Raw genomic sequence first — 26,849 nt, forward strand, 5'->3', positions numbered from 1 at the left:
GGGCGCCTTGCAGTCTCTGCAGGGTTGCCTCAGGCCCCCTTCTTCGCCAGACTGCACCAATCGGTCTTTGGGCTGGATGACCGCGTAGAGGAGCGCGCGCCACCACCGCCGACCGGCAAAGGGAGGACAACATGAAGAACATAAGCGTGGCCGCTCTGGCCATGATGCTGGCTGCGCCTGTCGCGGCCTCTGCGCAGACGCTGAAGGCCAGCCACCAGTTTCCCGGCGGCAAGGGGGATGCCCGCGACGAGATGGTGCAGATGATCGCCAGCGAGGTTGCCGCTGCCAATGTCGGGATCGATATCCGCGTCTATCCCGGTGAATCGCTCTACAAAGCCCGCGACCAGTGGAGCGCGCTGACCCGCGGCCAACTCGACATAAGTTCTTTCCCGCTCGACTACGCCTCGGGCCGGGTGCCGCAGTTCAGCGTGACGCTGATGCCGGGGCTGGTGCGCAACCATGAACGTGCCACGCGGCTGAACGCCTCGCCCTTCATGGAATCGATCCACAGGATCATCGAGGAGAACAATGTCATCGTCCTTTCGGATGCCTGGCTGGCCGGTGGCTTCGTCAGCAAGAAGAACTGCATCGAGACGCCCGAAAGCATCGCCGGTCAGGTCACACGCGCCGCCGGTCCCGCCTTCGAGCAGATGCTGGTCGGTGCAGGTGCCTCGATCTCGTCGATGCCCTCATCCGAGATTTATACGGGCATGCAGACCGGAGTGCTGGATGCCGCCAATACCTCGTCCGGCTCGATGGTTAGCTATCGCTTGTTCGAGCAGGCCAAATGCCTGACCGCACCGGGCGAGAATGCGCTGTGGTTCATGTATGAGCCGATCCTGATGTCCAAGACCGTCTATGACCGACTGACACCGGAACAGCAGCAGGCGCTGGTGGATGCCGGGAAGAAGGCCGAGGATTGGTTCGCCGAGCAGGCACCCGGGCTGGACGAGGCGATGATCAAGCAGTTCGAGGAGTCGGGGGTCGAGGTCGTGTCGATGACCACCGAGAATTACGACGCCTGGCTGAAGATTGCCCAGGAAACCTCGTACAAGACCTTCGCCGACGAGGTCGAGGGTGGCAAGGATCTGATCGACCAGGCGCTGGCCGTCGAATGACCTGAACCGGCGGGGTGCAGCCTCGCCGGGCTTCTTCTGCGGGGGACAGGCAGGGATGAAGACATATCTTGGCGTGCTGGGCTGGCTGGCCCGGCTGTGCGGCGGTCTGGCGATGCTGCTTCTGGTCGCGGCGGTGCTGGTGGTCACGCAGATGGTGGTGATCCGCTATGTACTGAACGGCTCGACCATCTGGCAGACGGAATTCGTCATCTACGCGACCACGGCGGCGATGCTTCTGGGTTCGCCCTATGTGCTGGCGCTGCGCGGTCATGTCGGCGTCGATGTGCTGGTCGAGGCGGCAGGCGCCGGCTGGCGGCGGGTATTCAACCTGATCGCTGCCATCGCCTCGCTGATCTTTGTCGGCGCGATGGCCTGGTCGGGAATGCACTTCCTGCTGGAAGCCCTCGCTGGCGGCTGGACCACCGACACGGTCTGGGCGCTGCCGCTGTGGATCCCCTTCTGGCCGCTGCCCGTTGCCATGATCCTGATGCTGGCGCAGCTTCTGGCCGATGTGGTGCTGGCGCTGCGGCCCGACCTGGCCCCAGCCGACGCGGCGGAGGTCTGAGATGTCCCCGGCAATGGCAGGTTTCCTCGTCCTCATCGGCCTTCTGCTGCTTCTGGCCGTCGGCACGCCCATCGCCTTCGCCCTTGGCACCGTGGCCATCGTCGCGCTGGTCCTGTCCGAGGGGCTTTTCGCGCTCGACGGCGTGGCTGAGACCTTCTGGGTGGGGCTGGCGAATTTCGGCCTTGTCTCGATCCCCATGTTCATCCTGATGGGCGCGGCCATCGCCTCCAGCCCCGCCGGCAAGGACCTCTACGAGGCGCTGGACCGCTGGCTCTACCGGGTTCCGGGCGGCATGGTCATGTCGAATATCGGCGCCTGCGCGCTGTTCGCCGCGCTTTCCGGGTCCAGCCCGGCCACCTGCGCCGCCATCGGCAAGATGGGCATCCCTGAGATGACCAAGCGCGGCTACCCCGACAGCCTTGCCGCCGGCTCGATCGCGGCAGGGGGCACGCTTGGCATCCTGATCCCGCCGTCGGTCACGATGATCGTCTATGGCATCTCGACCGAGACCAGCATCGGCCGGCTGTTCCTGGCCGGGTTGATGCCGGGGCTGATGCTGACCGGGCTGTTCATGGCTTGGGCGCTGTTCGACTGCTGGCGGCGCGGCATCGGGCTGGGCGATCTGACCCGGCGCTATTCGCTGGCCGAGCGGCTGGAGAACCTGCCCCGCGTGCTGCCCTTCCTGATGATCGTCGCGGCGATCCTGTTCGTGCTTTACGGCGGCGTCGCCACGCCCTCCGAGGCCGCAGGTGCTGGCGCGCTGATCTGCATCCTGCTGGTCGCGGTGATCTACAAGATGTGGAACCCGCGCCCGATGGCCGCGATCTTCCGCGACACCATCCGCGAGGCGGTGATGATCATGCTGATCATCGGCGCGGCGGAACTGTTCGCCTTTGCGCTGTCGTCACTCTTCATCACCCAGACGCTGGCCGGCTGGATCGCCGGGCTGGAGGTGAACCGCTGGGTTCTGATGGGCATCATCAACCTGTTCCTCTTGTTCGCCGGCTTCTTCCTGCCGCCGGTCGCCATCATCCTGATGACCGCGCCGATCCTGATGCCGATCCTCGACGCGCATGGCTTCGACCCCTACTGGTTCGCGGTGATCCTGACGATCAACATGGAGATCGGGCTGATCACCCCGCCGGTCGGGCTGAACCTCTATGTCATCAACTCCATCGCGCCCCGCATCTCGCTGCGCGACATCCTGATGGGCTCGCTGCCCTTCGTCGGCATGATGGTTCTGGGCATCGTCATCCTGTCGATATTCCCCCAGATCGCCACCGGCCTGCCCGATCTTGTGATGGGGCCGGCAAGGTGAGAAGACAGGCGCGCAGCAACGGAGGCCAGCCATGACCAATACGCTTTTCGACGCGCTGATGGGTCCGCATCGGGGATCGGAGCGGGTCTTCCTGATCCTGCCCGACGGCAATGCGCTGAGCTATGGCGACATCGACCGGCTGTCGGCGCGTCTGGCCAATCTGCTGATCGCCAAAGGCGTGACCCCCGGCGACCGGGTGGCGGTGCAGGTCGAGAAATCGCCCGAGGCGCTGGCGCTCTATCTCGGCTGCCTCAGGGCGGGGGCGATCTTTCTGCCGCTGAACACCGCCTATACCGCCGCCGAGGTCGCCTATTTCGTCGGTGACGCCGAACCCGCGATGGTGGTCTGCGATCCGTCCCGCGAGGCGCAGCGCGCGGCCTTCATGGGCGACAGCCCGGCGGTCTTGATGACGCTGGCGGGTGATGGCACCGGCAGCCTGATGGCCGGCGCGGCCAGGATGAACGATGCGCAGGAGCCGGTCGAACGCGGCCCGGATGATCTGGCGGCGATCCTCTATACCTCGGGTACCACGGGCCGCTCGAAAGGCGCGATGCTGAGCCACCGGAACCTGCTGTCGAATGCCGAGGTGCTAACGGATTACTGGCGCTTCACCGCCGATGACGTGCTGCTGCATGCGCTGCCGATCTTTCACACGCACGGGCTTTTCGTCGCCACCAACGTCCTGATGCTGGCCGGTGGCGCGATGATCTGGCTGGCGAAGTTCGACGCCAAACAGGTCATGTCCTTGATGCCGCGCGCCACCAGCATGATGGGCGTGCCGACCTTCTATACCCGCCTGCTGGACCAGCCGGGCTTCGACCACGCCCTTGCCGGCCATATGCGGCTCTTCACCTCCGGCAGCGCGCCCTTGCTGGCCGAGACGCACCGGGCGTTTGAAGCCCGCACCGGCCAGCGCATCCTTGAACGCTATGGCATGACGGAAACGAACATGAACACCTCGAACCCCTATGAGGGCGAGCGGCGGGCCGGGACCGTGGGCTTTCCCCTGCCCGGTGTCGAGCTGCGCATCATGGAGGGCGGGGCCGAGGTGGCAGCGGGCGAGATCGGCACCATCGAGGTGCGCGGCGAGAATGTCTTTCAGGGCTATTGGCGGATGCCAGAAAAGACCGCCGAAGAGTTGCAGCCCGATGGCTGGTTCATCACCGGCGATCTGGGGCTGATCGATCCGGACGGCTATGTCAGCATCGTAGGGCGCGGCAAGGACCTGATCATCTCGGGCGGGTTCAACGTCTATCCGATCGAGGTCGAGGATGTGATCGACCGCCTGCCGGGCGTCCTGGAAAGCGCGGTGATTGGCCTGCCCCATCCCGATTTCGGCGAGGGTGTGGTGGCGGTGATCGCGCGGGAAAAGGGTGCCGAGGTCGAGGAACAGGCGATCATCGCCGCGCTGGCCGACCGGCTGGCGAAGTTCAAGCAGCCCAAGCGTGTGATCGTGGTCGACGAGCTGCCCCGCAACACCATGGGCAAGGTGCAGAAGGCAGCACTGCGCAAGGAACATGAGGGGCTGTTCGCCCGCTGACAGACCCGGCCCGGATACCCGGCGCAAGCGGCCCGGGCCAGCGCCGCCCGTCCCGGCGGGCCGGCGCTTTTCAGCCACAGGTCCCGAGTTCAGAGCGGCGAGGGGCTTGGCAGCATAAACCGCACCGACGCCCCGTTGCGATGCCGTCCCACGGGCAGCCGCCGGCCTTCCGCTGCGCCTTTGGCCTTCCCCTTTCCGCGCGGCGCGCGCTAGAAACAACCCAAGCGATACGGGGGCCGACATGAAAACCATCTACGTCCTGAACGGGCCGAACCTGAACCTCCTGGGCAAGCGCCAGCCCGAGATCTATGGCCGCGAGACGCTGGAGGATGTCGAGAAACTGTGCCGCGACACCGCAGGCGCGGGCTATGACATCCGCCTGCTGCAATCGAATTACGAGGGCCAGATCGTCGACTGGATCCACGAGGCCCGCGAAAAGGCCGACGGCATCGTCATCAACCCCGCCGCCCTGACCCATACCTCGGTGGCGGTGCTGGATGCGCTGCACGCCTTCGAAGGGCCGGTGATCGAGGTCCATATCAGTCAGGTCCACAAGCGCGAGGCCTTCCGGCACCATTCCTATGTTTCGCTGCGCGCCGATGGCGTGATCGCCGGGCTGGGGATCGAGGGCTATGCCGCCGCCACCCGCCGGATCGTGCAACTGACGCAGGGCTGAGGCGATGACGATGCCGATCAGCCGCATCGCCATTGTCGGTGCCGGGGTGATCGGCCGCATGCATGCCAAGGCCATCGCCATCGCGCCCGGCGTGACCCTTGCCGCGATCGTCGATCCCTCGCCCGAGGCGCAGGCGGTGGCGGCCGAGTTTGCCGTGCCGCTTCATGAAAGCCTCGAAAGCCTGATCGATGCCGGCGGCCTCGACGGAGTGATCCTCGCGACGCCGAACCAGTTGCACTTACCGGGCGCGCTGGCCTGTATCGCGGCAGGGCTGCCGGTGCTTGTGGAGAAGCCGCTGGCCGGCGATCTGGCCGGTGCCCGCGCTATTCTCGCCGCCGCCGAAGCCGCCGGTATTGCCGTCGCAACCGGCCATCACCGCCGCCACAACCCGCTGATCGTCCGAGCCAAAGCGCTGATCGATGAGGGCGCGCTTGGCCAAATCGCCGCGATCCATGGGAGCACATGGTTCCTGAAGCCCGATGCCTATTTCGAGGCCGACTGGCGGCGAAAGCCGGGTGCCGGCCCGGTCTACCTGAACCTGATCCATGACATTGACCTGATGATGCATTTCTGCGGTCCGGTGGCACGGCTTCAGGCGATGACCTCGAATGCCATCCGTGGCTTCGCGGTCGAGGATACGGCCGTGGTGTCGCTGCAGTTTCGCAGCGGCGCGCTTGGTACCATCACCGTCAGCGACACCGTTCCCGCACCATGGAGCTGGGAGCTGACCGCACGCGAGAACCCGGCCTATCCCGCTACTGGACAGGATTGCTATTGGATCGCCGGCACGAATGGCGCGCTGGCGCTGCCCAGCCTGACGCTCTGGCGCCAGCCCGGCTGGCACGACCCGGTCAGCGCCACCCGCTTTCCCTTCGATTTCGCCGATCCTCTCGTGCTGCAGGCGGCGCAGTTCGGTCGGGTGGTCCGGGGCGAGGAATCGCCGCTGGTCACGGCCCGCGACGGGCTGGCCGCGCTCGAGGTGGTCGAGGCGGTCAGGCAGGCGGCGGCGCGTGGCCAGATGGTCGTTCCCGGCGAGACCTGAGGCGCGGAACGGGTTGCAATCGGCGCGCGCCAAGGCTCAAACTGTATACCAGACCCCGAACCCACCGAAGGACCGCGCGAGATGGACCTGCCCAAGAACCGCTTCAAGGCCGCGCTGAAGGCCGGCCAGCGCCAGATCGGCATCTGGTGCTCGATCCCCGATCCCAACAATATCGAGCTTCTGGCCAATTGCGGCTATGACTGGCTCTTGATCGATACCGAGCATACGCCGATCGAATCGACCGAGGCTGTGGCGCTGTTGCGGGCAGCCGAGCCCTATCCGACCACGCCCATCGTGCGGCCGGGCTGGAACGACATGGTGGACATCAAGCGGCTTCTGGACGGGGGGGCACAGTCGCTGCTGATCCCCTATGTGCAATCGGCCGACGAGGCACGGGCGGCGGTGGCGGCGGTGCGCTATCCCCCGCGCGGGATGCGCGGCGTGTCGGGCCTGTCGCGGGCCAGCCGCTTCGGGGCGATCAAGGATTACAACATCCGCGCCGAGGAGGAAATCTGCCTGCTGTTGCAACTCGAGACGGTGGAGGCGATCGAGCATCTGGACGAGATCTGCACCATCGACGGTGTGGACGGGGTGTTCATCGGTCCGGCGGATCTGGCGGCCTCGATGGGTCATCTGGGCAATGCTGGTCATCCCGAGGTCAGGGCCAAGATCGTCGAGACGATCCGGCGCCTGACCGCCGCCGGTATGCCCGCCGGGTTCCTGTCCGCCGATCAGCAGATGGCGCGCGCCGCCGCCGACGCCGGCGCGCTGTTCGTGGCCGTCGATCTGGATACGGCGCTGCTCAGGCGCAGTGCGGTGGCACGGCGCGAGGAGTGGCGCTGACGCGCCACGCCGCTCAGTAAGCCGCGCTGCCGGTTCCGGCGGGCAGCGCGCCGTAGGGCAGCCAGATGGTCTTGGTCTGGGTGGCCTGTCGCAGGAACTCGCGCCCCTGCGCCTGCCCCCCTGTCCAGTCGCGATGCGCGGGCGACCAGACGGGCTTCAGGTTCCCGCCCGCCGCCTGTTCGACGCCAGCCAGCCCGGAACGGTCGCCGACATACCACAGCCCCGCGACCTCATCATGCGCGGCCAGTACCTTGGCCAGCTCGTCCTTGGGCCCGGTCACGATATTGACCACGCCGCCCGGCAGGTCCGAGGTGTCGAAGATCTGATAGAGATCCAGCACCGGCAGCGGATCATCCTGGGCCGGCACGACCACGACCGCATTGCCCATCGCGATCGCCGGCATGACCAGCGACATGAAACCCGACAGCGGCTGGTCGTTCGGACAGGCGATGCCGATGACGCCGTAAGGCTCGGGCAGCAGGTTCACCAGATGCGCGGGCTTGGCCTGCACGTTGCGGCCGTCGAACTTGTCGGCCCATGCGGCATAGTGGAAGGCGCGGGCGATGGCGGCCTGCACCTCAGCCTTGCTGCTGCGTTTGGCAAACTCGTCGGCACGGGCCGAGAGGTTCTCGGCGATGTAATAGAGCACCTGCGCCCGGGCATGGCCGCCCATGCCGGCCCATTTTCCGGCCTTGGCCGCCGCCTCGACGGCATTGCGGATATCCTTGCGGCTGCCAAGCGGTGCCATGCCGCCCGGCACGGCGTAGTTCGCCCCGCCATCCGGCCGCTTTTGCGCGCCGCCAATGTAGAGCTTGGCGGTGCGGTCGATGCCGCCGCCCTGCCCGTCACCGCCGGGCGCGGTCTGCGCTGCGCCGGCCTCGGGTTCCTTGCGCGGCTTAACCGGCGGCTCGGCCAGATAATCCAGCATGCCGGTGAACCCGCCCTCGCGTCCGAAGCCGCTTTCGCGATAGCCGCCAAAGGGGGCCGCCGCGTCGAACATGTTGGCGCAATTGATCCAGATGACCCCGGCCTTGATCCGCGCCGCCAGATCGGTGGCGACGGTGGCGCTTTCCGACCAGACCGAACCGGCAAGGCCGTAGCGGGTGTTGTTGGCCAGCTCGACCGCCTCGTCCGCCGTGCGGAAGGTGGATAGCGTGGCGATCGGGCCAAAGATCTCCTCGACCATGCCCGGATTGGCCGGGGCGATGTTCTTCAGATAGCCGGGGGCGATGTAACAGCCCTCGCCCGGCTGACCGCCGACCAGTTCCGCACCGGCATCCGTCGCGGCGCGGCAGATGGCCTGAATGCGGTCCTTCTGCACCGGATCGACGATGGCGCCGATATCGGTGGACTTGTCCAGCGGCGGGCCCACGATCAGCTTCGCCATGCGGGCGTTGAGCAAAGCCTCGAACCGCCCCGCCACCGCCTCGGCCACCAGAATGCGCGAGCCGGCGCAGCAGACCTGCCCCTGATTGAACCAGATGGAATCCACCACGCCCTCGACCGCAGCATCAAGATCGGCATCCTCCATGACGATGAAGGGCGACTTGCCGCCCAGTTCCAGCGTCAGCTTGCGTCCCGTCCCTGAAAGCTTCGCGGCAATGGCCCGGCCCACTTCGGTCGAGCCGGTAAAGGCGATCTTGTCGACCTCGGCCTCGACGATGGCCGCGCCAGTCGCGCCGTCGCCGGTGACGATGTTCACCACGCCCGCAGGCAGTCCGACCTCCTGACAGATCTCGGCAAAGGCCAGCGCGGTCAGCGAGGTGTATTCGGCGGGTTTCAGCACCACCGTATTCCCGGCGGCCAGCGCCGGCGCGATCTTCCACGCCAGCATCAGCAGTGGGAAGTTCCACGGGATGATCTGCCCGCAGACCCCCAGAGGCGCATGGCCGGGGAATTCCGCGTCTCGCAGCTCGGCCCAGCCTGCATGGTGGTAGAAATGCCGGGCGACCAGCGGAATGTCGATGTCGCGGCTTTCGCGGATCGGCTTGCCGTTATCCAGCGTCTCGAGCACCGACAGGAAGCGCTCGCGCTTCTGCACATGGCGCGCGATGGCGTAGAGGTAACGCGCCCGCTCGCTGCCGGAAAGCGCCGCCCAGCCTTTCTGCGCCTTGCGGGCGGCCTTCACCGCCGCCTCGACATCGGCAGGTGTGCCCTGAGACACCTCGGCCAGCGCCTCGCCGGTCGAGGGATTGGAACTGGCAAAGGTCTTGCCGGGCTTCTGGAACTTGCCGCCGATGAAATGACCGAAGGGTGATTTGGCCTTCAGCCAGTCGCGCACCGCCGCGCTGTCCTCGACCGAGGGGCCATAATCCATGCTCTCCATGATCTTGCTCACGTTTGACATGTTCCCCTCAGGCGATGGCTTGGCGATGGGCAGCCGCATAGCGGCCGGTGACGTGGTGGCTGATCTGGCGCTCGATATCGCCCAGAAGCGAGCTGGCGCCGATGCGGAATAGGTCGGGACGCAACCAGTCGCGGCCCAGTTCCTCTTTCATCAGCACCTGCCAGGCGATGGCATCCTTGGCGGTGCGCAGCCCGCCGGCGGGCTTGAAGCCGACGGTATTCCCGGACAGCGCCTGGTAGTCGCGGATGGTGCGACACATGACCAGCGAGACGGGCAGCGTGGCGTTCACCCCCTCTTTCCCGGTCGAGGTCTTGATCCAGTCGGATCCGGCCTGCATGGCGACATGGCTGGCCTTGGCCACGTTCTCCAGCGATTTCAGATCGCCGGTGGCAAGGATGGCCTTCATCTTCGACGCCCCGCAGGCCTCGCGCATGGCGCTGACCTCGTCGTAAAGCGCCGCCCAATCGCCCTGCAGCACATGGGCGCGGGTGATGACGATGTCGATCTCGTCGGCGCCCTGATCAACGGCATAGCGGATCTCGGCCAGACGCAGGTCCAAGGGCATCAGCCCGGCGGGAAAGCCGGTGGCGACCGAGGCGACCGGCACGCCGGAATTACCAAGCGCGCGCTTGGCCGCCGCAACCATGGTCGGATAGACACAGACCGCGCCGGTGGTCAGGCCCTCGACGCCCATGGCCTCCAGCAGCTCGGGCGCGATCGGCTGCATCGCCTTGGAGCAAAGCCGCGCCACCCGGTCCTCGGTATCATCGCCCGCCAGCGTGGTCAGGTCGATGCAGCGCACGGCATTCAGCAACCAGGCCGCCTGCCAGTCCTTCTTCAGGCTGCGCCGCGCCGGCAGCGTGGCCGCGCGGCGTTCGACGGCGGGCGTGTTGATGCGGATGGCCTCGAACCAGTCGGGACGCAGAGCGGTGCCGGGATTTCGTGTTGTCGCGGTCATGGTCCCCTCGGCCAGTCGGATCGCGCCAGCCTAGCGATGCACCGGCCAGCCCACAAGTCGCCAAGGGGCGTCACTTTTTCGGGGCCCGCCCGATCAGGGACGCGGCTTGCCCCGCCATGTGCCCAGCCAGCCCGAGACCTTGCCCTTGGCTTCGCTGGCCTCGGACACCACCCGGTCGCGGGCGGCATCGGCGCGGTTTTCCACGTCATCCCAGGCCTGATCGACGCGGGCCACGGCGGGGTCGATGGTGCGCTGGCGGAACTGCGCCCACATCCGCCAGACGAGCAGCAGGACGAAGAACAGCACGATCAGGATGATCATCGCCGGCCAGTTGCGCGGATGCTCGTTCGGCCCGGCCACGGTGTCGATCGAGATCGCGTTCGGATAGGTCGAGAGCCACGGAATCCGCCAGCCGTAGGCGGTGATGCTGACCCATTGCGGCGCCTGCGCGGTGGATTGCAGGTTGGTCGCCTCGGAATGCAGGTTCGAGCTGTCGTATTTGAAATAGGGTGGCCAGATCCAGCCGGTATCCTCGTTGCGATAGACGAAGACCTTGCCGTTCGGGCGCACCGTATCGATGAAGCGGATGTCGCGCTGACCCTGCTGGTTCTCGACCGTGCCGGTATCGTCGCTGGCATAGAAGATGCTGTTCGTGGGGCTGATATAGGTCAGCCGGTTATAGGTATTGGTGATCCTGACCGTGTTCTTTGACGGCAGCGCATAGTCTAGAAAGGCGAAGACGAGGACGCCAAGCAGAACTCCCAGCACGACCTTGACGTAATGCATCTGATACCCCTACTGCCAGTTGACCCAATAGATGATCCCCATAATCGCCGCGGTCGGAATGATAAAGACCAGCCACAGCAACCTTGCGCGCAGGCTCTTCTCGAAATTGACCATCGAGCGGCGCACGAACTCGTCCCGGTCGGCGCTGTCGCCGGCCTGTTCGGGATGGCGCTCGTCCCATTCCCCTTCCAGCGCCTCGCGCCTCAGCGAGCGCATGTAGATCCAGAGCAGGAAATACAGCGCCGCCTCCAGAAGCAGCACCAGCACGATGAGACGAAACAGTGCGGTCAACGGCTGAACCCCCAAGGCGGCGTGACGGGTGGCCGCGCGGCCCCTTCCGACAGGCTAGCACGCGCACCGCCCCATGGACCAGCGGGTGCCGCATGGGCCGCCATCGCTGGCTCGGCCATGCCCGGCTCGGGCCCGAACAGCGCGTCGCGGGTGCCCTGCTTGTCGATCTGGTACTCGCGAGCCAGAAAATCGGCCACATAGGTCTGCTTCGGCTCGGACCAGGTCTGGTAGAGTTTGTAGAACAGTGGCTTGTGGGTGATGAACAGCTGCCGCACGTCGCTGGGGCCCAGTTCCGACAGCAGCCGGTTGATCAGCCCGCGGGCGGGGCCGGGCGTGGCGCGGATGGCGTAGAAATAGGCCGGATCGGCGCTGTCGATCACCGGCCAGTCGCCGCCCTGTTCGGAATAGCGCGAGAGCGCCGACAGCCCGCGGATCTCGGCCGGCAGCTGCGCCCCCATGCGCGCGGCGGCGCGGCGCAGCTCGGCCCTCGTGCCGCTGCCGGTATCGATGCCAAGCCGGGTCGCGGCATCGACGAGGATGAAATCGATCTTCTGGCGCAGGATCGGCGCGGCATCGGCGCCGCGCGCGCTGGCGATGGGTTCGGCCAGAGCGTTTCGCGCCAGCCACGCGGCGATCTGGTTCACCTGCAGCGTGGTCATGGTCTGGAAGCCCGGCAGGTCGATATGCGCCTTGGGATCGCTGAAGATCATCGCCGGCTGCTTGGCCGAGCGGATCACATAGACCCCGCCGAATTCCGAGGTCCAGAAATCCTGCACGTCAAAGCCGGTATGCTGCAGATGCACCGGGTTACGCACCACGTCGCCGGTCTTTTTCGCCTGCTCGATCATCTCGGCGATCAGCACGTCATCCCACCAGCCATCCGGCTCGGTGCGGAACCGCTCGATCAGCGCGGTCAGCCGGTCGGCCTCGGCCACATGGTTGCCGGTGGTGTCGGCGCTGATCGTCAGGTGCCGGATCGCAGCCAGATCGGCGGGGCCACCGACCTGCCAGACCTGATCGTCGATCTCGCCCAGCACCGCATCCCGCGCGGTCAGGCTGAACAGCTGGCTTTCATTTTGGGTGATGAAGGCACGCAGCACGTCGCGTAGCACCGAGAGATCCGCATTCAACAGCGGCGCGGTCTTCTGCTCGGTCGTCAGCAGGATGAACTGCCGGTTGCCACCATCGGGGCGCAAGTAATCCATATCGTCCAGCTCGTCCCCGATCTCGGGGGAATAGCCACTGATGTCGATGTGGAATTCCGTGAGCGCGGTTTCCTTGCCCGTCACCTTCTTCAGCGCGCGATTGTAAAGCGCGACCCAGGCGGTGGAGTTCACCCGGATCAGGTTGCCGAACATCAGGCCCTTTTCGATCAGGCGTTTCATTTCGCAAGCTCCCGCGGGGCGCGGCGCAGCAGCCACATCTGCCAGCACCACCGGATAATGAGATATAGATAGGCCAGCATCGCCGAGCCCATCAGCACGAAAACGGTACTTGGTGCGTCCATGGCGGCCTCGTAGGCCTCGGGGTCGTATCTTGTGCCGTAAAACCAGAACACGAAGACCAGCGTGCCAAACCGGCTCGCCACCCGCCAGACCTGTTGCAGCATCAGAAATGCAGCGCCGATCAGGTTGTCACACCGGTTGAGCTTCAGCCGGCGCAGGGAGAAATGGGCCAGACCGAGGGATAGGACGGGCAAAGCGGTTAGTGCGAGGGCGGCGCGTTCGACGGGGCTCATGGGGTGGCCCGGAGCGCAACGGAGGGCAGAGGCCGACCGCGGGGGGCCGCTGGGGCGGTTCGTGGAAGCGCCTTTATGGTGCCAGTGCGTCGAACGGCTGTTCGGCGTGGGGCGTCACCAAAGCGGCCGCCCTGGGGGGCGGTCGGCCGCTGCCCGGCGGGCTGACGCCCGCGTATCGGGCGGGGAACGAGCTTGAGCTTGTCCAAAGTGATCAAAGCTTTGCTTTCACGGCTGTCCCCGACGCGACCAGCATGACCATGTTTCCAGGACTGGAAAGTTCCACATAATCGAGATCAACGCCGACGACAGCATTTGCACCAACTGCGTGAGCTTCGCGCTTGAGTTCCAACAGAGCGGTACGCCTCGCCTCTCTCATTGTTTTCTGAACGGCCTTCGAGCGCCCGCCAACAATGTCACGCACACCGGCAAAGAGATCCTTGAAGATGTGCATTCCGTAGGCGCATTCCGCCGTGATGATCTCGATACGTTCGACGATCTCGATGTCTGGCGCGTTCTCGGTCGTCAGGAGAATTTGACCTATCTGCTTCTCTTCTTTTTGCCTCTCCAGAATTTCTTGAGCTCTTTGACGCTCAATTTCCTCCGCCGAGACTGGACCCTGCTCACGCACATGCCTAGCCCGATTTAGATTGGCCAAGTGGCAATCGCTGCATCGCCCTCCGATCCTCTCGAAGAAACCTGCTTCACGCCCACAATCGATACAAGCCGCCATCGCCTAACCCTGCCCCCCAAACCGCTTCCGCGCCTCTTCCATCCGCTCCATCCCGCGCACGGTTTCCGCTATCGCCGTCTCGTCCGCGCTGTCCGAATAGCGCCATTCACTGTCGGCATAGCGATTGATCTCCTGCACCACCATCTCGGTGGTGATCGGCTGGCGGAGCGCGCCGATCATCTCCAGCTTCCGCTCATAGGGCTGGTGCAGGAAGGGTTCGGGCGTGGTGAACCACTCGTCCGGCATGTCAAAATCCATCGCGCGGGCCTTGACCGCATCGGTGATGTTCTTCACCGCGCGACCGGTAAAGCGCGGCTCGGCCTGCGAAATGGCATAGAGATAGCTGCCAAGCTCGGCGAGGTTTTCCAGCTCGCCAAAGCGCCCCGAGACCTCGTTGAACACCTTTTCCAGCCCCGCCTCCTGCGGGCGGGAATGGCCGGCATAGCTGTCGGCAACGGCCTTCTGCATCGCCTGCGCCTTCATCAGGTCGTGCTCGCCCACCGGGATGTCATGGCGCTTGCCCAGAAGCAGCGCGAGGATGTCGATATAATCGGCCTGCGTTTTCGGCCCGTCGATCAGGAAGCGGGCCGAGGCGCGCTGGCGCAGGGCGTCGTCGATGGCCTCGGCATAGTTCGAGAACATCCCGAAGGTGCAATTGCCGCGCACCACGGTCGAGGCGCCGGCAAAAGCCTCCATCAGCACGGCGGTGATCTCCTGTTGGCCGGCGGATGACTGGCGGTCGCCGCGCTTGCCGGCGATCTGGTCGATGTCGTCGATGGTGCCGAAGCCGATCACCGCAGGGTCGATGATCGAGGTGATGAAGGCCTTGGCGTTCTGGCCCGACTTGCCCTGATAGCTGTCGATATTGTCGACCGACAGGTTGGCATAGCGGAAGGGATAGCCGCCGATAGTGCAATAATCGTTCAGCATCCCGGCCATCATCTGGATCAGCGTGGTCTTGCCGGTGCCGGGCCTGCCGTCGCCCAGAAAGGTAAAGACGAAGCCGCCCAGTTCGACGAAGGGGTTCATCCGCCGGTCGAAATCATAAGCCACCATCATCCGCGCCAGCCGCATCGCCTGATGTTTCGCAATCGCGTTGCCGATGACCTCCTCGGGCTTCTTGAAGGCCATGGACAGCGGCTTGCCGCGCGCCTTGGTGGCCGGGGCGAAACCGGCAATGGGGAAATCATCCGCCGCCACCCGCCAGCTCGCGCCGGTGAAGGCGCCGATGCGCGGGGCGGTCTCGGCGCGGGCCTGCACGGCGGCGGCCAGCGCCTCGGCAAAGGCTAGGGTGCTGGCGATCAGGGTCTTGTCATCGGTGGCGCGGGCGAGGTTCTGGTCCAGTTCCCACAGCGCGCCTTGCAGCGCGGTCAACGGGTTGTCGGTCAGCACCTCGTCGGCGGTGATGCCCTCGACCGTCTCGGGACCGGCATGTTCGGCCAGCAGGAAGGCGGTGGCATTGGCAAAGACCGACAGCGCCGCCAGCGATTCCACGGCGAGCAATTCGGTGAACTCTCTGCGTCGCTCGGGCGGCAGGCGGCCTTCGAGATTGGCGCGCTTCAGTTCCGCCGCGCCGGACCGCGCCGCGACCTCGTCACTGACCGCCAGCGAGATGGCCAGCGCCCGGCGCAACGCGCGGGCGGTGGTGGCGGCGGCGGGGGATGGCAGGTCTTCGCCGCCCGCGCCCTCGATCCGCTCGATCAGCCGGACGCCGCTGGGGCGGGCGGTAGAGCGTGCCGCCAGCCCCGGCGTGGTGGAGCGGAAGCGCGAGGCCGAGGGGATGCCGGGCGAGCGTTCGGGGGCGGTGGCAACGGCGGCCGCCTTGCCAAGACGCGGCGCATGATCGAAGCCGGTCAGCAGGCTCAGCGCCTGCGGGTAATGGCCCCGGATCTCGGCCTCGGGCAGTTCCATCTCACTTTTCGCGTCCATTCAGCCCTCTTTCACCCAAAGCGGCGGATAGTCGGTGATCAGCCCGTCGCCATCAATCGTCATCTCGGTCTCGAACCCATGGCCGGGCGAGCGATAGGACCAGCGCCCGTCGTCCCGGACTTCGTAATGCTGCGGCAGCGGTTTCACCTGCCAGTCGCCGGGATCGAGCCAGGCCGCTGCCAGATCTGCACTCTCCTGCCTTGCGCCACGCAGCCGCCGGATCGGCAGCGTGTTGGTGGCAGGCGTAAAGCCCAGATCGATATCCGCAAGCCCCGTCACCTCGGGCAGCGCCTCGCCATTCACCCGCCAGTTGCCCATCGCGTCGCGGTGGATCGACAGGCTGAACGCGCGCTTGCCCACCCGCCCCATGATCCGGGCCGAGCGGGTGATCCAGTCCTCGCCAGCGGAGACCTCATAAGCGATCTGTGCCGGGCCCTCAGGATCCAGCCACACCGCCATACCCTCGATCCGCCACAGGCTGCCTTCCGACCACAGCCGGCAGGCATCATGTCCGGGGTGATCCAGCCGCCGCCAGACGATCTGTGCGCCGCCCTCGCCCATGGCCTAGCGATAGCTCGTCACCCGGCCATCGGGGCCGGGCACGTATTTGCGGATGTTGCGAAAGCCCGGCGGGTCCAGCGTCGCCAGCGCCTGATAGGGACGGGCCGGCAGCACAAGAAGCCGGGTGGCCGATGTGGCCCCCTGCCCCGCGCCATACTGGTTCAGCGGGTCCAGCTTGAAGATCTGCCGCTCGGTCACGCCGAAGAAGCCCGAGGATTCCATCACCGCGCGCTCGGCCTGCAGATCCTCGACGGTCATGGCCAGCGCCCAATCCTCGCCCGCAGGCGCGGCGGCACTGTCCAGCACCTCGCGGATCGGGCCTTCCTGCACGGTATAGCCGCTGGAATAGGCCGGCCCCAGCGTGATCCGGCGCAGGCGATGGGGGTGCAGCGTCTCGAAATCGCGGTCGAACCCCTGCGCGATGGTCAGAAGCTGCAGGCCCGAGACCGATTGCGCCAGAAGATGCGCCCGGACCTCGGGCCAGCGCTTCGGGTCATCGGTCAGCGCGCGGCGGCCGGTATCGTCCACATCCATCAGGTAAAGGATCGGCACGTTCAGCTGGCTGTCATAGACCGCCCAGTGCAGCAGCCAGCGCCGCCGGCTGCTGTCATGCCCCGACAGCCAGAAGCCCTGCGGATGCATCTGCGGCCAGAACAGCCCGCCCGCCGCCAGCGCCTCGTAGTAATATCGCTGCGACAGCGCGTATTGCAGCCGCGTGGGGATGGTCTGGCGGCCGACGATCTCGCGCACCATGTCGTCCTTGATCGCGGCGGCGTCGGGTGTGCGGGCCAGTTCCGCCTGCGCCTGCGCGGCATCGGCGGCGGTCTGGGCGATCTCCTGCCAGACCGGGAAGCCGGATTCATGGATATCGATGGTCAGATGCCGCTGCAGCGGCCCCTCGATCCGACCGGCGACGAGATATTTCATCGCCAGCGCATCCATGCTGGCTTTCAGCGCGCCCAGATAGCCATCGATCACCTCGGTTTCGACCTGGGTGAACAGCCCGTCCCGCACCATCTCGTCCAGCGCGCCGGGCAGCACCTCGGCAATGTGGCGCGTCTGGTCGATGAAGGCCCGCGCCTGCAGGTCGTCGTCAAGCTTCCGGTGGTCGGCGTCGAGGGTTCCGGTTTCAGCCACGCTCAACTGCCATAGAGATTGCTGTCATGCTTCTTGACGATCTCGGCAAAGCGGCGGGCAAAGCGTTCGTCGGCCTTGGCTTTCTCTTCCAGCACCTTGCGGGCGAAAACCATGTGATCGCCATGAGCTTCCAGCATGTCGGCCATCTTGTCATTGGTGGCGGTGCCGATGGCGGCCATGGCGGCCTGCGCCTCCTGATCCGTCCGCACACCGATCTCGTTGATGCGATGGGCCACGTCCTGCTGCTGCGCGGTTTTCAGCGACTTGGTCAGCGCGTCATACAGCACGACCCGTTGGCGGGTGTCGGTTTGCAGCTTGTTGATCAGCACCATCTGCGTCGCGGCCTGGTTCTGCAGGCTATCCACCCAGGTCTTGCCGGCCTCGATGTAACGCTCCAGCGTCTGCGACTTGGCCAGCGCCACCTGTTCGTCCTGCACCAGCGCGTTGTGATCCTTGTTGGCATTGGCCAACTCGGTCTCCAGCCGCGTGCGGTCGCTGGCGTCGGTGGTGGTCGAGATCTTGTTCTCCAGCTCGATCAGCTGCGGGTCCATCGCCTTGATCTTCTCGCGCAGCGCCTCGAGCGTGCCGACGGTTGCCTCGCGCTCCTCCAGCGTGCCGGTCAGGTTCGCTTCGACCTTGGCCTTCTGGTCGTTCAGCAGGTCCAGTTGTCCCTGCAGCAGCCGGGTGATGGTGTCGGACTTGGAGATCAGGTCCTGCAGCTTGTCGTCGATGCTGGCATCGCGCAGACGCTCCTGCCGCATCGCCTCGGACTTGCCGCTGGCAAAGATGCCGACAAAGCTTTCCCAGCCCGTCTTCGACCGCAGCGCCTCGAAATCCTGCGAGAAGCCCGCCGTCACGTCATCGAGCCCCATGATCAGCTCGGCGATATTGGCGTTCATCGCCTCGGTATGGGCATGGACATCCTGCAGCGTCGCATTGGCCACGTCGATGGGCAGGCTGGCCACGTCGGCCCTAGCCGACGCGCGGTCCAGCGCCTCGGTCATCTGGGCGATCTTGCCCTGCGCCGCTGCCACCTGCTTCTGGCTTTCGGTAATCTGTTGTTCCAGCGATGCCATCGCCTTCCCCCCTGATATGTTCGTTGGGAAAGATGTTAGGGCGAACGCCCGCCAGTGCAAGTGGATGCGCGGGAAACCGCGCCGAATTTGGCCGTTGTCAGCGCCGAACCGGCTGCCTAACCTGCACGTCATGGACGACTTGACCCGATCAGTTCAGAACCGCCGCGAGGCGCTGATCCGCCTGACGCAGGATCTGATCCGCATCCCGACGCTGAACCCGCCCGGCCGGCGCTATCGCGACATCTGCGACTATCTCGAGGCGCGGATGGCACCGCAGGGCTGGGACTGCCAGTTGATCCGCGCCCATGGCACACCGGGCGACAGCGCCGATTTCCCGCGCTGGAATTTTGTCGCCCGGCGCAAGGGAACGCGGCCCGGCGACTGCGTGCATTTCAACAGCCATCACGATGTCGTCGAGGTCGGCCATGGCTGGACCCGCGATCCCTTCGGCGGCGAGCTGGATGGCGACCGCATCTATGGCCGGGGCGCCTGCGACATGAAGGGCGGGCTGGCGGCCAGCATCATCGCCGCCGAGGCCTTCGTGGCGGCAAACCCCGATCATGCCGGCAGCATCGAGATCAGCGCCACGGCGGACGAGGAAACCGGCGGCTATGGCGGCGTGGCCTACCTGGCCGAACAGGGCGCCTTCGCCGATGTGGATCACGTCATCATCCCCGAACCGCTGCACAAGGACCGCATTTGCCTTGGTCATCGCGGCGTCTGGTGGGCCGAGATCGAGACGCAGGGCCGCATCGCCCACGGCTCGATGCCCTTCCTTGGCGACTGCGCCGTGCGCCACATGGGCGCGGTGCTGGACGAGATGGAAGCGACGCTGTGGCCGCTGCTGGCCGGCAAGCACACCGAGATGCCGGTGATCCCCGAAGGCGCGCGATCCTCGACGATGAACATCAACTCGATCCATGGCGGCGCGGTGGAGCAGCCGGAAGGCTTTACGGGACTGCCTGCCCCCTGCGTGCCCGACCGCTGCCGCATCGTGATCGACCGACGCTTCCTGATCGAGGAGGACCTGGCCGAGGTGAAGGCCGAGGTCACAGCCCTTCTGGAAAAGGTCAAGGCGCGACGGCCCAGCTTTGCCTATGAAATCCGGGATCTTTTCGAGGTCATCCCCTCGATGACCGAAAAGGACGCCCCGGTGGTGCGCACCACCGCCGCCGCGATCGAGCGGGTGCTGGGGCGCGAGGCCGGCTATGTCGTCTCGCCCGGCACCTATGACCAGAAACATATCGACCGCATCGGCAAGCTGAAGAACTGCATCGCCTATGGCCCCGGCGTGCTGGACCTTGCCCATCAGCCCGATGAATGGGTCGGCGTCGGTGACATGATCGACAGCGCCAAGGTCATGGCGCTGGTTCTGGACGATCTGCTTTCAGGTAAGTGAAACCTTACCAATACCCGCTGAACGATATTTATTTCAGCACGCCCTTTCGATAAACTGTTGGAATCTCGCAAAATGACGGATGGTCGTTTTGAAAAAGACCCTGCTGTTGATCGTTCACGGCATTGGCGAACAGGCGCCCGGTGAAACCATCGACGCCCTGACCGGCGGCGCGGTGCAGGAACTGGGTCTGCCCGGCCCGATCGAGGGCCGCACCGAGATGATCGCCGAGAAGGTCGAGGGCAGCGAGCTGCTGAAGCTCTTCCCCTGCACCATCCGCCGCACCACGGTTCCGGCGACCGCTGCCAACAAGCTACCGGAAGATCAGGAGATTCTGGCCGGCGAGGTCTATTGGTCGGACCTGTCGCGCGCGCCGAAAGGCTCACTCGACACGGCCTTCGACCTGCTGCGGACGATTTTGGCCCTTGGTTATCTGGCGCTGGAAAATGTCGATGACAGCGCTGCCGAGGTCAGCCCCTGGTCGCGCCGCGCGGTCTATCTGTTCGTCTGGATCTTCTTCGCCCTGATCGCGCCCTTCAACGCGCTTCTGTTCATCGCCTCGATCTCGCTTCTGGTCGATCCTTTCGTGGTCCAGATCGGCAACGGTCCGGGGCAATTGCCGGGCGCGCTACTGATCGCCGCAATGGGCGGAGTGGTCGCGCTCTGTTGCCTCTTCTGGCGCGCGATGATCCGCAGCCCGCAAAGCTCCTATATGGTACGGGCCTTCGTCGCGGGTCTTGGCGGCTTGTCTGCAATGGCTGCGCTGGCGGCGCTCCTGGTCTGGCTGATGCCCGACGCGCCTTGGATCGAGGCAATGCGGCAGGCCTCGTGCCGGTCGATCGAGATGACCAGTTGCTGGTCGCTCGACCATCAGGACATCGCAATGTTCGCCTGGGGGGCAACGCTGCTGATGGGGGCCATCTGGCTCGGCGCCGTGGCGATCCTCTTGGCGCTGTTCGTCACCTCGACCCTGACCGATCTGGGGCTGAGGCGAACGCTGTTGGTTTTCGGCCTGCCGGTGTTGCTGATCGTCGCCGCGCAGGGCGCCCCGGCGGGCAGCCGGGACTGGCTGCTGGTCGCCCTGGGAACATTGGCGGCGCTGGTGCTGATCCCGCCGGCCCGGCGCCGTCTGATCCGCACGGCCAACCGCATCACCGTGTTCTTCAGCCAGCGCCGGCTGATCTATCTGTCGCTCTGCAATGCCATGCTGATCCTGTGGATGCTGATCACCTCGGCGCTCTGGGCACTGTTCTCGGGCGTGGTGCAGAAGCTGGACGGCGAGGAGGGTGGCAAGACCCTGCTGGCCCAAGTCTATGCGGATTATTCGGGTCTGCTGCTCAGCACCATGGCCTATATCATGATCGCGGTGGCCGCGTTGGTGCTGGTCGGGGTGGTGCCGCTGATGATCCGGCGCATCCGGCGCGGGCAGCTGGCGCAGGAGCAGCCGACGGTGCTGGACATCTGGTGCGGGCGGCTGATCCTGAACCCGGTGCTGAACCAGCTGCTGTTCGTGCTGATCCTGTGGATTGCCTTCGGCGGGCTGTTCCAGGCCAGCAAGACCACGATGGATGTCGTCGGCATCCCCTATTACGAATGGAATACCGACACGCTGATCGGCCGCCTGAGCAGCTTTCACGATCGGATCACCGCGCTGAACGTGCTGGCCGTCGCTGTCACTGCCTTTCTGGGCCTCGCCATCTATCGCGGCGCGTCCTTCATCGCGGCGGCCCTTGGCGTGGCGCGCGACATCTCGGTCTATTCGACCCGGACGCTGGCCGGAAAGCCCGGCCCCGGCAGCGACAGCCATTATGCACAGCGCGAGCGCATCCTTGCCCGCTTCCGACTGGTGCATGACCACCTGGCCCGGCAGATGGACTATGACCGGCTGATCGTGGTGTCGCATTCGCAAGGCACGGTTATCGCGGCGCAGTCGCTGGCCGAGGGGGTGTTTCCCGACCGGCCGCGCTTCCTGCTGACCATGGGCTCGCCGCTGACCCATATCTACGGCCAGTATTTCGCCAAGGGCTTCGGGCTGGACCCGCTGGCCGGGCGGCTGGCGCGCTGGATCAACATCTATCGCTGCGATGATTTCGTCGGCACGCAGGTCCGCGTGCAGGGCGGGCTGGTTGAGAATCTGCGCGTCGGCCCGAACGGCCATACCGGCTACTGGACCGACCGCAATGTCTGGTCGGCGCTGCGCGGCGCATTGACCCGGACCGACACCCCCGGGAACACCGTTTCCGACAGGGATTCCCCCAAGCCGCCGCTTGTGGCATGATGCCGGAAAAATACGGGCAGTCAAAAACCATGTCTCAGCGTTTCTCGATCAGTTCGGCGGTGCTTTTCGTGCTGGCCGCCGGCCTTTGCCTCTATTTCGCCTTTGCCGCCGTGCAGGGCCCTTCGGGCATCCTGCGCCGGGTGCAGCTTGAGGCGGAAACGGCCGATCTGATGACCGAGCGGCAGGCCCTGGCCGAGGAATCGGCGCAGATGCAGAACCTGACCCGCCGCCTGTCGGATGACTACCTCGATCTCGACCTTCTGGACGAGCGTGCGCGGGCTGTTCTGGGCCTGATCCGCGCCGACGAAGCCGTGTTGCGCTGACCGCGAAACAGGCAGTTTTCTCCCCGCTTCACCACCTCCGGGCGATTTTCGCCACCGGGCAATTCGCCATGCGTTTGACGGATTGCACCCCCCCACGCGATCGTCTACGGATAGTTTAACGCTGAACTAATTCCGACCTAAGCACGAGTGGGGGACCGAATGGCCAGGAAAGCTACAGCCGCCAAGCCCGCAGCATCATCGACGAAAGCCGCCGCACCGGCCAAAGGCAAGTCGAACACTTCCAAGGAAGAGCTGCTTCAATATTACCGTGACATGCTGCTGATCCGCCGCTTCGAAGAGAAGGCTGGCCAGCTTTACGGCATGGGTCAGATCGGCGGCTTCTGCCACCTTTACATCGGGCAGGAAGCGGTCGTCGTCGGCCTCGAGGCCGCGGCGGAAGAGGGCGACAAGCGCATCACCTCGTATCGCGACCACGGCCACATGCTGGCCTGCGGCATGGAAGCACGCGGCGTGATGGCCGAGCTGACCGGTCGCGAAGGCGGCTATTCGCGCGGCAAGGGCGGCTCGATGCACATGTTCAGTCGCGAGAAGCATTTCTACGGCGGCCACGGCATCGTGGCGGCGCAGGTGCCGCTGGGGGCGGGCTTGGCCTTCGCCGACAAGTATCTGGGCAATGGTCGCGTGACCTTCACCTATTTCGGTGACGGCGCCGCCAACCAGGGTCAGGTCTACGAGACCTACAACATGGCCGAGCTTTGGGATCTTCCGGTGATCTTCGTGATCGAGAACAACCAGTATGCCATGGGCATGTCGGTCAAGCGTTCGACGAAATCCACCACCTTCTTCGGCCGTGGCGAAGCCTTTGGCATCCCGGGCGAGCAGGTCGACGGCATGGACGTGCTGGCGGTCAAGGCAGCGGGCGAGAAGGCCGTGGCCCACTGCCGCGCGGGCAAAGGGCCCTATATCCTCGAGGTCATGACCTATCGCTATCGCGGCCACTCGATGTCAGACCCAGCCAAGTACCGGACGCGCGAAGAGGTGCAGAAGATGCGCGACGAGCGCGACCCGATCGAGCATGTGCGCACCATGCTGTTGGACGGCAAGCACGCTTCGGAAGACGACCTGAAGGCCATCGACAAGGAAATCAAGGATATCGTCAACGACTCGGCCAAGTTCGCCGCTGAAAGCCCGGAACCGGCGCTGGAAGAACTCTGGACCGACATCTACGCCGGCGAGAAAGCCTGAGGGAGGGACAAGACCATGGCAACCGAGATTTTGATGCCCGCCCTGTCGCCGACCATGGAGGAAGGCACACTGGCGAAATGGCTGAAGAAAGAAGGCGATGCGGTGAAATCCGGCGACATTCTCGCCGAGATCGAGACCGACAAGGCGACGATGGAATTCGAAGCGGTGGATGAAGGCATCCTCGGCAAGATCCTGATCGCCGAAGGCACCGAGGGCGTGAAGGTGAATACCCCTATCGCGGTGATGGTCGAGGAAGGCGAAAGCGTCTCCGACACCCCCGCCGCCGCTGCCCCTGCCGCCGCGCCCGCTGCCGTCTCGACCGAGTCGGAAAGCACCCCCGCCACGGTGGCCGCCCAGGCTGCTCCTGCCCCCGCCATGCCGCGCGATGTCTCGCCCGACTGGCCCGAGGGCACCAAGATGAAGACCATGACCGTGCGCGAGGCTCTGCGCGAGGCCATGGACGAGGAAATGGCCCGCGACGAAACCGTCTTCCTGATGGGGGAAGAGGTCGGCGAGTATCAGGGCGCCTACAAGATCTCGCAGGGTCTTCTTGAGAAGTATGGTCCGAAGCGCGTGGTCGACACGCCGATTTCCGAGATCGGCTTCGCCGGCATCGGCACCGGCGCCGCTCTGGGTGGCCTGCGCCCGATCGTCGAGTTCATGACCTTCAACTTCGCCATGCAGGGCATGGACCACATCATCAACTCGGCGGCCAAGACGCTCTACATGTCCGGCGGGCAGATGGGTTGCCCCATCGTCTTCCGCGGCCCGAACGGCGCCGCCGCCCGGGTGGGCGCCCAACACAGCCAGGACTATGCCGCCTGGTATGCGCAGGTGCCCGGCCTCAAGGTGGTGATGCCCTATACGGCGGCTGACGCGAAGGGCCTGATGAAGACGGCCATCCGCGACCCGAACCCGGTGATCTTCCTTGAAAACGAGATCATGTATGGCCGCAGCTTCGAAGTCCCCGATCTCGAGGATTTCACCATCCCCTTCGGCAAGGCCCGCATCGCCCGCCAGGGCAGCGACGTGACCATCGTCAGCTTCGGCATCGGCATGACCCATGCGCTGGCTGCGGCGGAAACGCTGGCCGCCGAGGGTATCGAGGCCGAGGTGATCGACCTGCGCACCCTGCGCCCGATGGACACGGCCACGGTGATCGAATCGGTCAAGAAGACCAATCGCTGCGTCACCGTCGAGGAAGGCTGGCCCGTGGCGAGCATCGGCAACCACATCTCGGCCGTGCTGATGGAGAACGCCTTCGACTACCTCGATGCGCCGGTCATCAACTGCACCGGCAAGGATGTGCCGATGCCCTATGCGGCCAATCTGGAAAAGCTGGCCCTCATCACCGCGCCCGAGGTTGTCGCGGCGGTGAAGAAAGTCACCTACAAGTAAGGAGAACGCGAGATGCCGACAGAAATCCTGATGCCCGCGCTGTCTCCGACGATGGAGGAAGGCACGCTGGCCAAATGGCTGGTGAAAGAGGGCGACGAGGTCAAATCCGGGGATATCCTGGCCGAGATCGAGACCGACAAGGCGACGATGGAATTCGAAGCCGTCGATGAAGGCAAGGTGGGCAAGATCCTCATCGCCGAAGGCACGGCGGGGGTGAAGGTGAACACCGCCATCGCCATCCTGCTGGAAGAGGGCGAAAGCGCCGCCGATATCGGCAGCGCCCCGGCTGCGGCACCTGCCGCGCCCGCTGCTGCTGCTCCGGCCGCTGCTGCCCCTGCGGCCGCTGCTGCACCCGCCCCTGCCCCGGCTGCCCCCAAGGCGGCTGACGGCGGTCGGGTCTTTGCCTCGCCGCTGGCCCGTCGCATCGCGGCGGAAAAGGGCGTGGATCTGGCCGGGATCAAGGGTTCCGGCCCGAATGGCCGGATCGTTCGCGCCGATGTCGAGGGTGCCAAGCCCGGCGCCGCCCCGGCCCCTGCCGCTGCTGCCGCCGCCCCTGCGGCTGCCGCCCCGGCTGCGGCTGCTGCCGCGCCGGCCGGTCCTTCGGCGGAAGCGATCCTCAAGATCTATGCCGACCGCCCGACCGAAGAGGTCAAGCTCGACGGGATGCGCCGCACCATCGCCGCGCGCCTGACCGAGGCCAAGTCGACCATCCCGCATTTCTACCTGCGCCGCTCGGCCAAGCTGGATGCGCTGATGAAGTTCCGCGCCGACCTGAACAAGCAGCTGGAAGGCCGCAAGGTCAAGCTGTCGGTCAACGACTTCATCATCAAGGCCTGCGCGCTGGCCCTGCAAGAGGTGCCGGATGCCAATGCGGTCTGGGCCGGCGACCGGATCCTGAAGCTGAAACCCTCGGATGTCGCGGTTGCCGTCGCCATTGAGGGCGGTCTGTTCACCCCGGTCCTGAAGGACGCGCAGCAGAAGACGCTGTCGGCCCTCTCCACCGAGATGAAGGACCTGGCCAACCGCGCCAAGACCAAGAAGCTGGCCCCGCATGAATATCAGGGCGGCAGCTTCGCGATCTCGAACCTCGGCATGTTCGGGATCGAGAATTTCGACGCGGTCATCAACCCGCCGCATGGCGCGATCCTTGCCGTCGGCGCCGGTATCCAAACCCCGGTCGTCGAGAATGGCGAGGTGGTGATTCGCAACGTCATGTCGATGACGCTGTCGGTCGATCACCGGGTCATCGACGGGGCGCTTGGCGCGCAATTGCTGGAAGCCATCGTCAACCATCTGGAACATCCGATGGGTATGCTGGCCTGATCTGGTCGATCCGCATTCGCACCACCCGAGTCTGCGGGAAACCGTACCGGAGCACCAACCAACCGGCGCAATCTTGCGCCGGTTTTGGTAATTGGGGGTCCATGACGCAGAGGGACTCGGTACCGGGTTCGACGCTGGCAGCCAGGATCTTGTCTTCCCGACCGCCCGGCGGGCCGCATCATCTGGCTTCTGGTCGACGAAGGATCGGAGATCACCTGCAATCTTCTGGTTCAGTGGCACGCCCGATCAAACCTTGACGCTACCGACGAG

24 protein-coding genes are annotated in these 26,849 nt (G+C 65.5%); 13 read left to right on the top strand and 11 right to left on the bottom strand.

What is annotated here, in order from left to right; genetic code table 11:
- The first annotated feature begins 131 nt into the window (after nucleotides 1-131).
- The 7 genes from dctP (at nucleotide 132) to Q1A36_RS10125 (ending at nucleotide 7,102) form a co-directional block, all read left to right on the top strand.
- Entirely contained in the window at nucleotides 132-1,118 is a 987-nt protein-coding gene (dctP, locus tag Q1A36_RS10095; protein WP_299843028.1) for a TRAP transporter substrate-binding protein DctP, read from the top strand.
- Nucleotides 1,119-1,173: 55 nt separating this feature from the next.
- Nucleotides 1,174-1,683: a TRAP transporter small permease gene (locus Q1A36_RS10100; protein ID WP_299843031.1), complete on the top strand. Its 510-nt coding sequence runs from the start codon at nucleotides 1,174-1,176 to the stop codon at nucleotides 1,681-1,683.
- 1 nt (nucleotide 1,684) lies between these two features.
- On the top strand, nucleotides 1,685-3,001 hold the full coding sequence (locus tag Q1A36_RS10105) for a TRAP transporter large permease (RefSeq protein ID WP_299843034.1): 1,317 nt from the start codon (nucleotides 1,685-1,687) through the stop codon (nucleotides 2,999-3,001).
- Between the two features lie 31 nt (nucleotides 3,002-3,032).
- Nucleotides 3,033-4,541 (top strand): malonyl-CoA synthase, encoded by a 1,509-nt coding sequence (locus Q1A36_RS10110; RefSeq protein ID WP_299843037.1) that lies wholly within the window; start codon nucleotides 3,033-3,035, stop codon nucleotides 4,539-4,541.
- Between the two features lie 241 nt (nucleotides 4,542-4,782).
- The gene (gene aroQ / locus Q1A36_RS10115) at nucleotides 4,783-5,217 is read left to right on the top strand and encodes a type II 3-dehydroquinate dehydratase (protein ID WP_299843040.1); all 435 of its coding nucleotides are present in this window, start codon (nucleotides 4,783-4,785) and stop codon (nucleotides 5,215-5,217) included.
- A gap of 4 nt (nucleotides 5,218-5,221) precedes the next feature.
- Nucleotides 5,222-6,259 carry a Gfo/Idh/MocA family oxidoreductase gene (locus Q1A36_RS10120; protein ID WP_299843043.1) on the top strand — a complete coding sequence of 346 codons (1,038 nt, stop codon included), beginning with the start codon at nucleotides 5,222-5,224 and terminating at the stop codon, nucleotides 6,257-6,259.
- An 81-nt stretch (nucleotides 6,260-6,340) separates the two neighbouring features.
- Nucleotides 6,341-7,102 carry an aldolase/citrate lyase family protein gene (locus Q1A36_RS10125; RefSeq protein WP_299843046.1) on the top strand — a complete coding sequence of 254 codons (762 nt, stop codon included), beginning with the start codon at nucleotides 6,341-6,343 and terminating at the stop codon, nucleotides 7,100-7,102.
- A gap of 13 nt (nucleotides 7,103-7,115) precedes the next feature.
- Here the strand turns inward: Q1A36_RS10125 and Q1A36_RS10130 are convergent, their stop codons facing one another.
- The 11 genes from Q1A36_RS10130 to Q1A36_RS10180 all read right to left on the bottom strand — a co-directional run bounded on the left by Q1A36_RS10130 (nucleotide 7,116) and on the right by Q1A36_RS10180 (nucleotide 18,655).
- Nucleotides 7,116-9,449, bottom strand: a complete 2,334-nt coding sequence (locus Q1A36_RS10130; RefSeq protein ID WP_299843049.1) for an aldehyde dehydrogenase family protein — start codon at nucleotides 9,447-9,449, stop codon at nucleotides 7,116-7,118.
- 7 nt (nucleotides 9,450-9,456) lie between these two features.
- Complete coding sequence (deoC, locus tag Q1A36_RS10135) at nucleotides 9,457-10,407, bottom strand: deoxyribose-phosphate aldolase (RefSeq protein WP_299843052.1); 951 nt, start codon at nucleotides 10,405-10,407, stop codon at nucleotides 9,457-9,459.
- A gap of 93 nt (nucleotides 10,408-10,500) precedes the next feature.
- Entirely contained in the window at nucleotides 10,501-11,193 is a 693-nt protein-coding gene (locus Q1A36_RS10140) for a DUF1523 family protein (protein ID WP_299843055.1), read from the bottom strand.
- Between the two features lie 9 nt (nucleotides 11,194-11,202).
- Nucleotides 11,203-11,484 (bottom strand): hypothetical protein, encoded by a 282-nt coding sequence (locus tag Q1A36_RS10145; RefSeq protein ID WP_299843059.1) that lies wholly within the window; start codon nucleotides 11,482-11,484, stop codon nucleotides 11,203-11,205.
- Nucleotides 11,481-12,869, bottom strand: coding sequence for a DUF6638 family protein (locus Q1A36_RS10150; RefSeq protein ID WP_299843062.1), 1,389 nt, complete (start codon nucleotides 12,867-12,869; stop codon nucleotides 11,481-11,483). The genes Q1A36_RS10145 and Q1A36_RS10150 overlap by 4 nt, the downstream gene beginning before the upstream one ends.
- Nucleotides 12,866-13,222, bottom strand: coding sequence for a hypothetical protein (locus tag Q1A36_RS10155; protein ID WP_299843065.1), 357 nt, complete (start codon nucleotides 13,220-13,222; stop codon nucleotides 12,866-12,868). The genes Q1A36_RS10150 and Q1A36_RS10155 overlap by 4 nt, the downstream gene beginning before the upstream one ends.
- A 211-nt stretch (nucleotides 13,223-13,433) precedes the next feature.
- Nucleotides 13,434-13,850, bottom strand: a complete 417-nt coding sequence (locus Q1A36_RS10160) for a YbjQ family protein (protein WP_299843068.1) — start codon at nucleotides 13,848-13,850, stop codon at nucleotides 13,434-13,436.
- 105 nt (nucleotides 13,851-13,955) lie between these two features.
- The gene (locus Q1A36_RS10165) at nucleotides 13,956-15,881 is read right to left on the bottom strand and encodes an ATP-binding protein (RefSeq protein ID WP_299843071.1); all 1,926 of its coding nucleotides are present in this window, start codon (nucleotides 15,879-15,881) and stop codon (nucleotides 13,956-13,958) included.
- Nucleotides 15,882-16,442 (bottom strand): putative glycolipid-binding domain-containing protein, encoded by a 561-nt coding sequence (locus tag Q1A36_RS10170; RefSeq protein ID WP_299843074.1) that lies wholly within the window; start codon nucleotides 16,440-16,442, stop codon nucleotides 15,882-15,884. It lies immediately after the preceding gene.
- Nucleotides 16,443-16,445: 3 nt separating this feature from the next.
- Entirely contained in the window at nucleotides 16,446-17,579 is a 1,134-nt protein-coding gene (locus Q1A36_RS10175; protein ID WP_299843076.1) for a hypothetical protein, read from the bottom strand.
- A gap of 2 nt (nucleotides 17,580-17,581) precedes the next feature.
- A complete protein-coding gene (locus Q1A36_RS10180) occupies nucleotides 17,582-18,655 on the bottom strand; it encodes a hypothetical protein (RefSeq protein WP_299843079.1) in 1,074 nt (357 codons plus the stop codon).
- 130 nt (nucleotides 18,656-18,785) lie between these two features.
- Between Q1A36_RS10180 and Q1A36_RS10185 the strand changes: the two genes are divergently transcribed.
- The 6 genes from Q1A36_RS10185 to Q1A36_RS10210 all read left to right on the top strand — a co-directional run bounded on the left by Q1A36_RS10185 (nucleotide 18,786) and on the right by Q1A36_RS10210 (nucleotide 26,579).
- Nucleotides 18,786-20,054: an acetylornithine deacetylase/succinyl-diaminopimelate desuccinylase family protein gene (locus tag Q1A36_RS10185; protein ID WP_299843082.1), complete on the top strand. Its 1,269-nt coding sequence runs from the start codon at nucleotides 18,786-18,788 to the stop codon at nucleotides 20,052-20,054.
- A gap of 79 nt (nucleotides 20,055-20,133) precedes the next feature.
- Nucleotides 20,134-22,329 carry a hypothetical protein gene (locus Q1A36_RS10190; protein ID WP_299843085.1) on the top strand — a complete coding sequence of 732 codons (2,196 nt, stop codon included), beginning with the start codon at nucleotides 20,134-20,136 and terminating at the stop codon, nucleotides 22,327-22,329.
- Between the two features lie 29 nt (nucleotides 22,330-22,358).
- Nucleotides 22,359-22,652, top strand: coding sequence for a septum formation initiator family protein (locus tag Q1A36_RS10195; RefSeq protein WP_299843088.1), 294 nt, complete (start codon nucleotides 22,359-22,361; stop codon nucleotides 22,650-22,652).
- Nucleotides 22,653-22,811: 159 nt separating this feature from the next.
- Entirely contained in the window at nucleotides 22,812-23,858 is a 1,047-nt protein-coding gene (pdhA, locus tag Q1A36_RS10200; RefSeq protein ID WP_299843091.1) for a pyruvate dehydrogenase (acetyl-transferring) E1 component subunit alpha, read from the top strand.
- A 15-nt stretch (nucleotides 23,859-23,873) separates the two neighbouring features.
- Nucleotides 23,874-25,256, top strand: a complete 1,383-nt coding sequence (locus tag Q1A36_RS10205) for a pyruvate dehydrogenase complex E1 component subunit beta (RefSeq protein ID WP_299843094.1) — start codon at nucleotides 23,874-23,876, stop codon at nucleotides 25,254-25,256.
- A 12-nt stretch (nucleotides 25,257-25,268) separates the two neighbouring features.
- On the top strand, nucleotides 25,269-26,579 hold the full coding sequence (locus Q1A36_RS10210) for a pyruvate dehydrogenase complex dihydrolipoamide acetyltransferase (RefSeq protein ID WP_299843097.1): 1,311 nt from the start codon (nucleotides 25,269-25,271) through the stop codon (nucleotides 26,577-26,579).
- Nucleotides 26,580-26,849 lie beyond the last annotated feature (270 nt).

It is taken from the genome of uncultured Paracoccus sp., assembly GCF_947487305.1.
GTDB lineage: Bacteria > Pseudomonadota > Alphaproteobacteria > Rhodobacterales > Rhodobacteraceae > Paracoccus.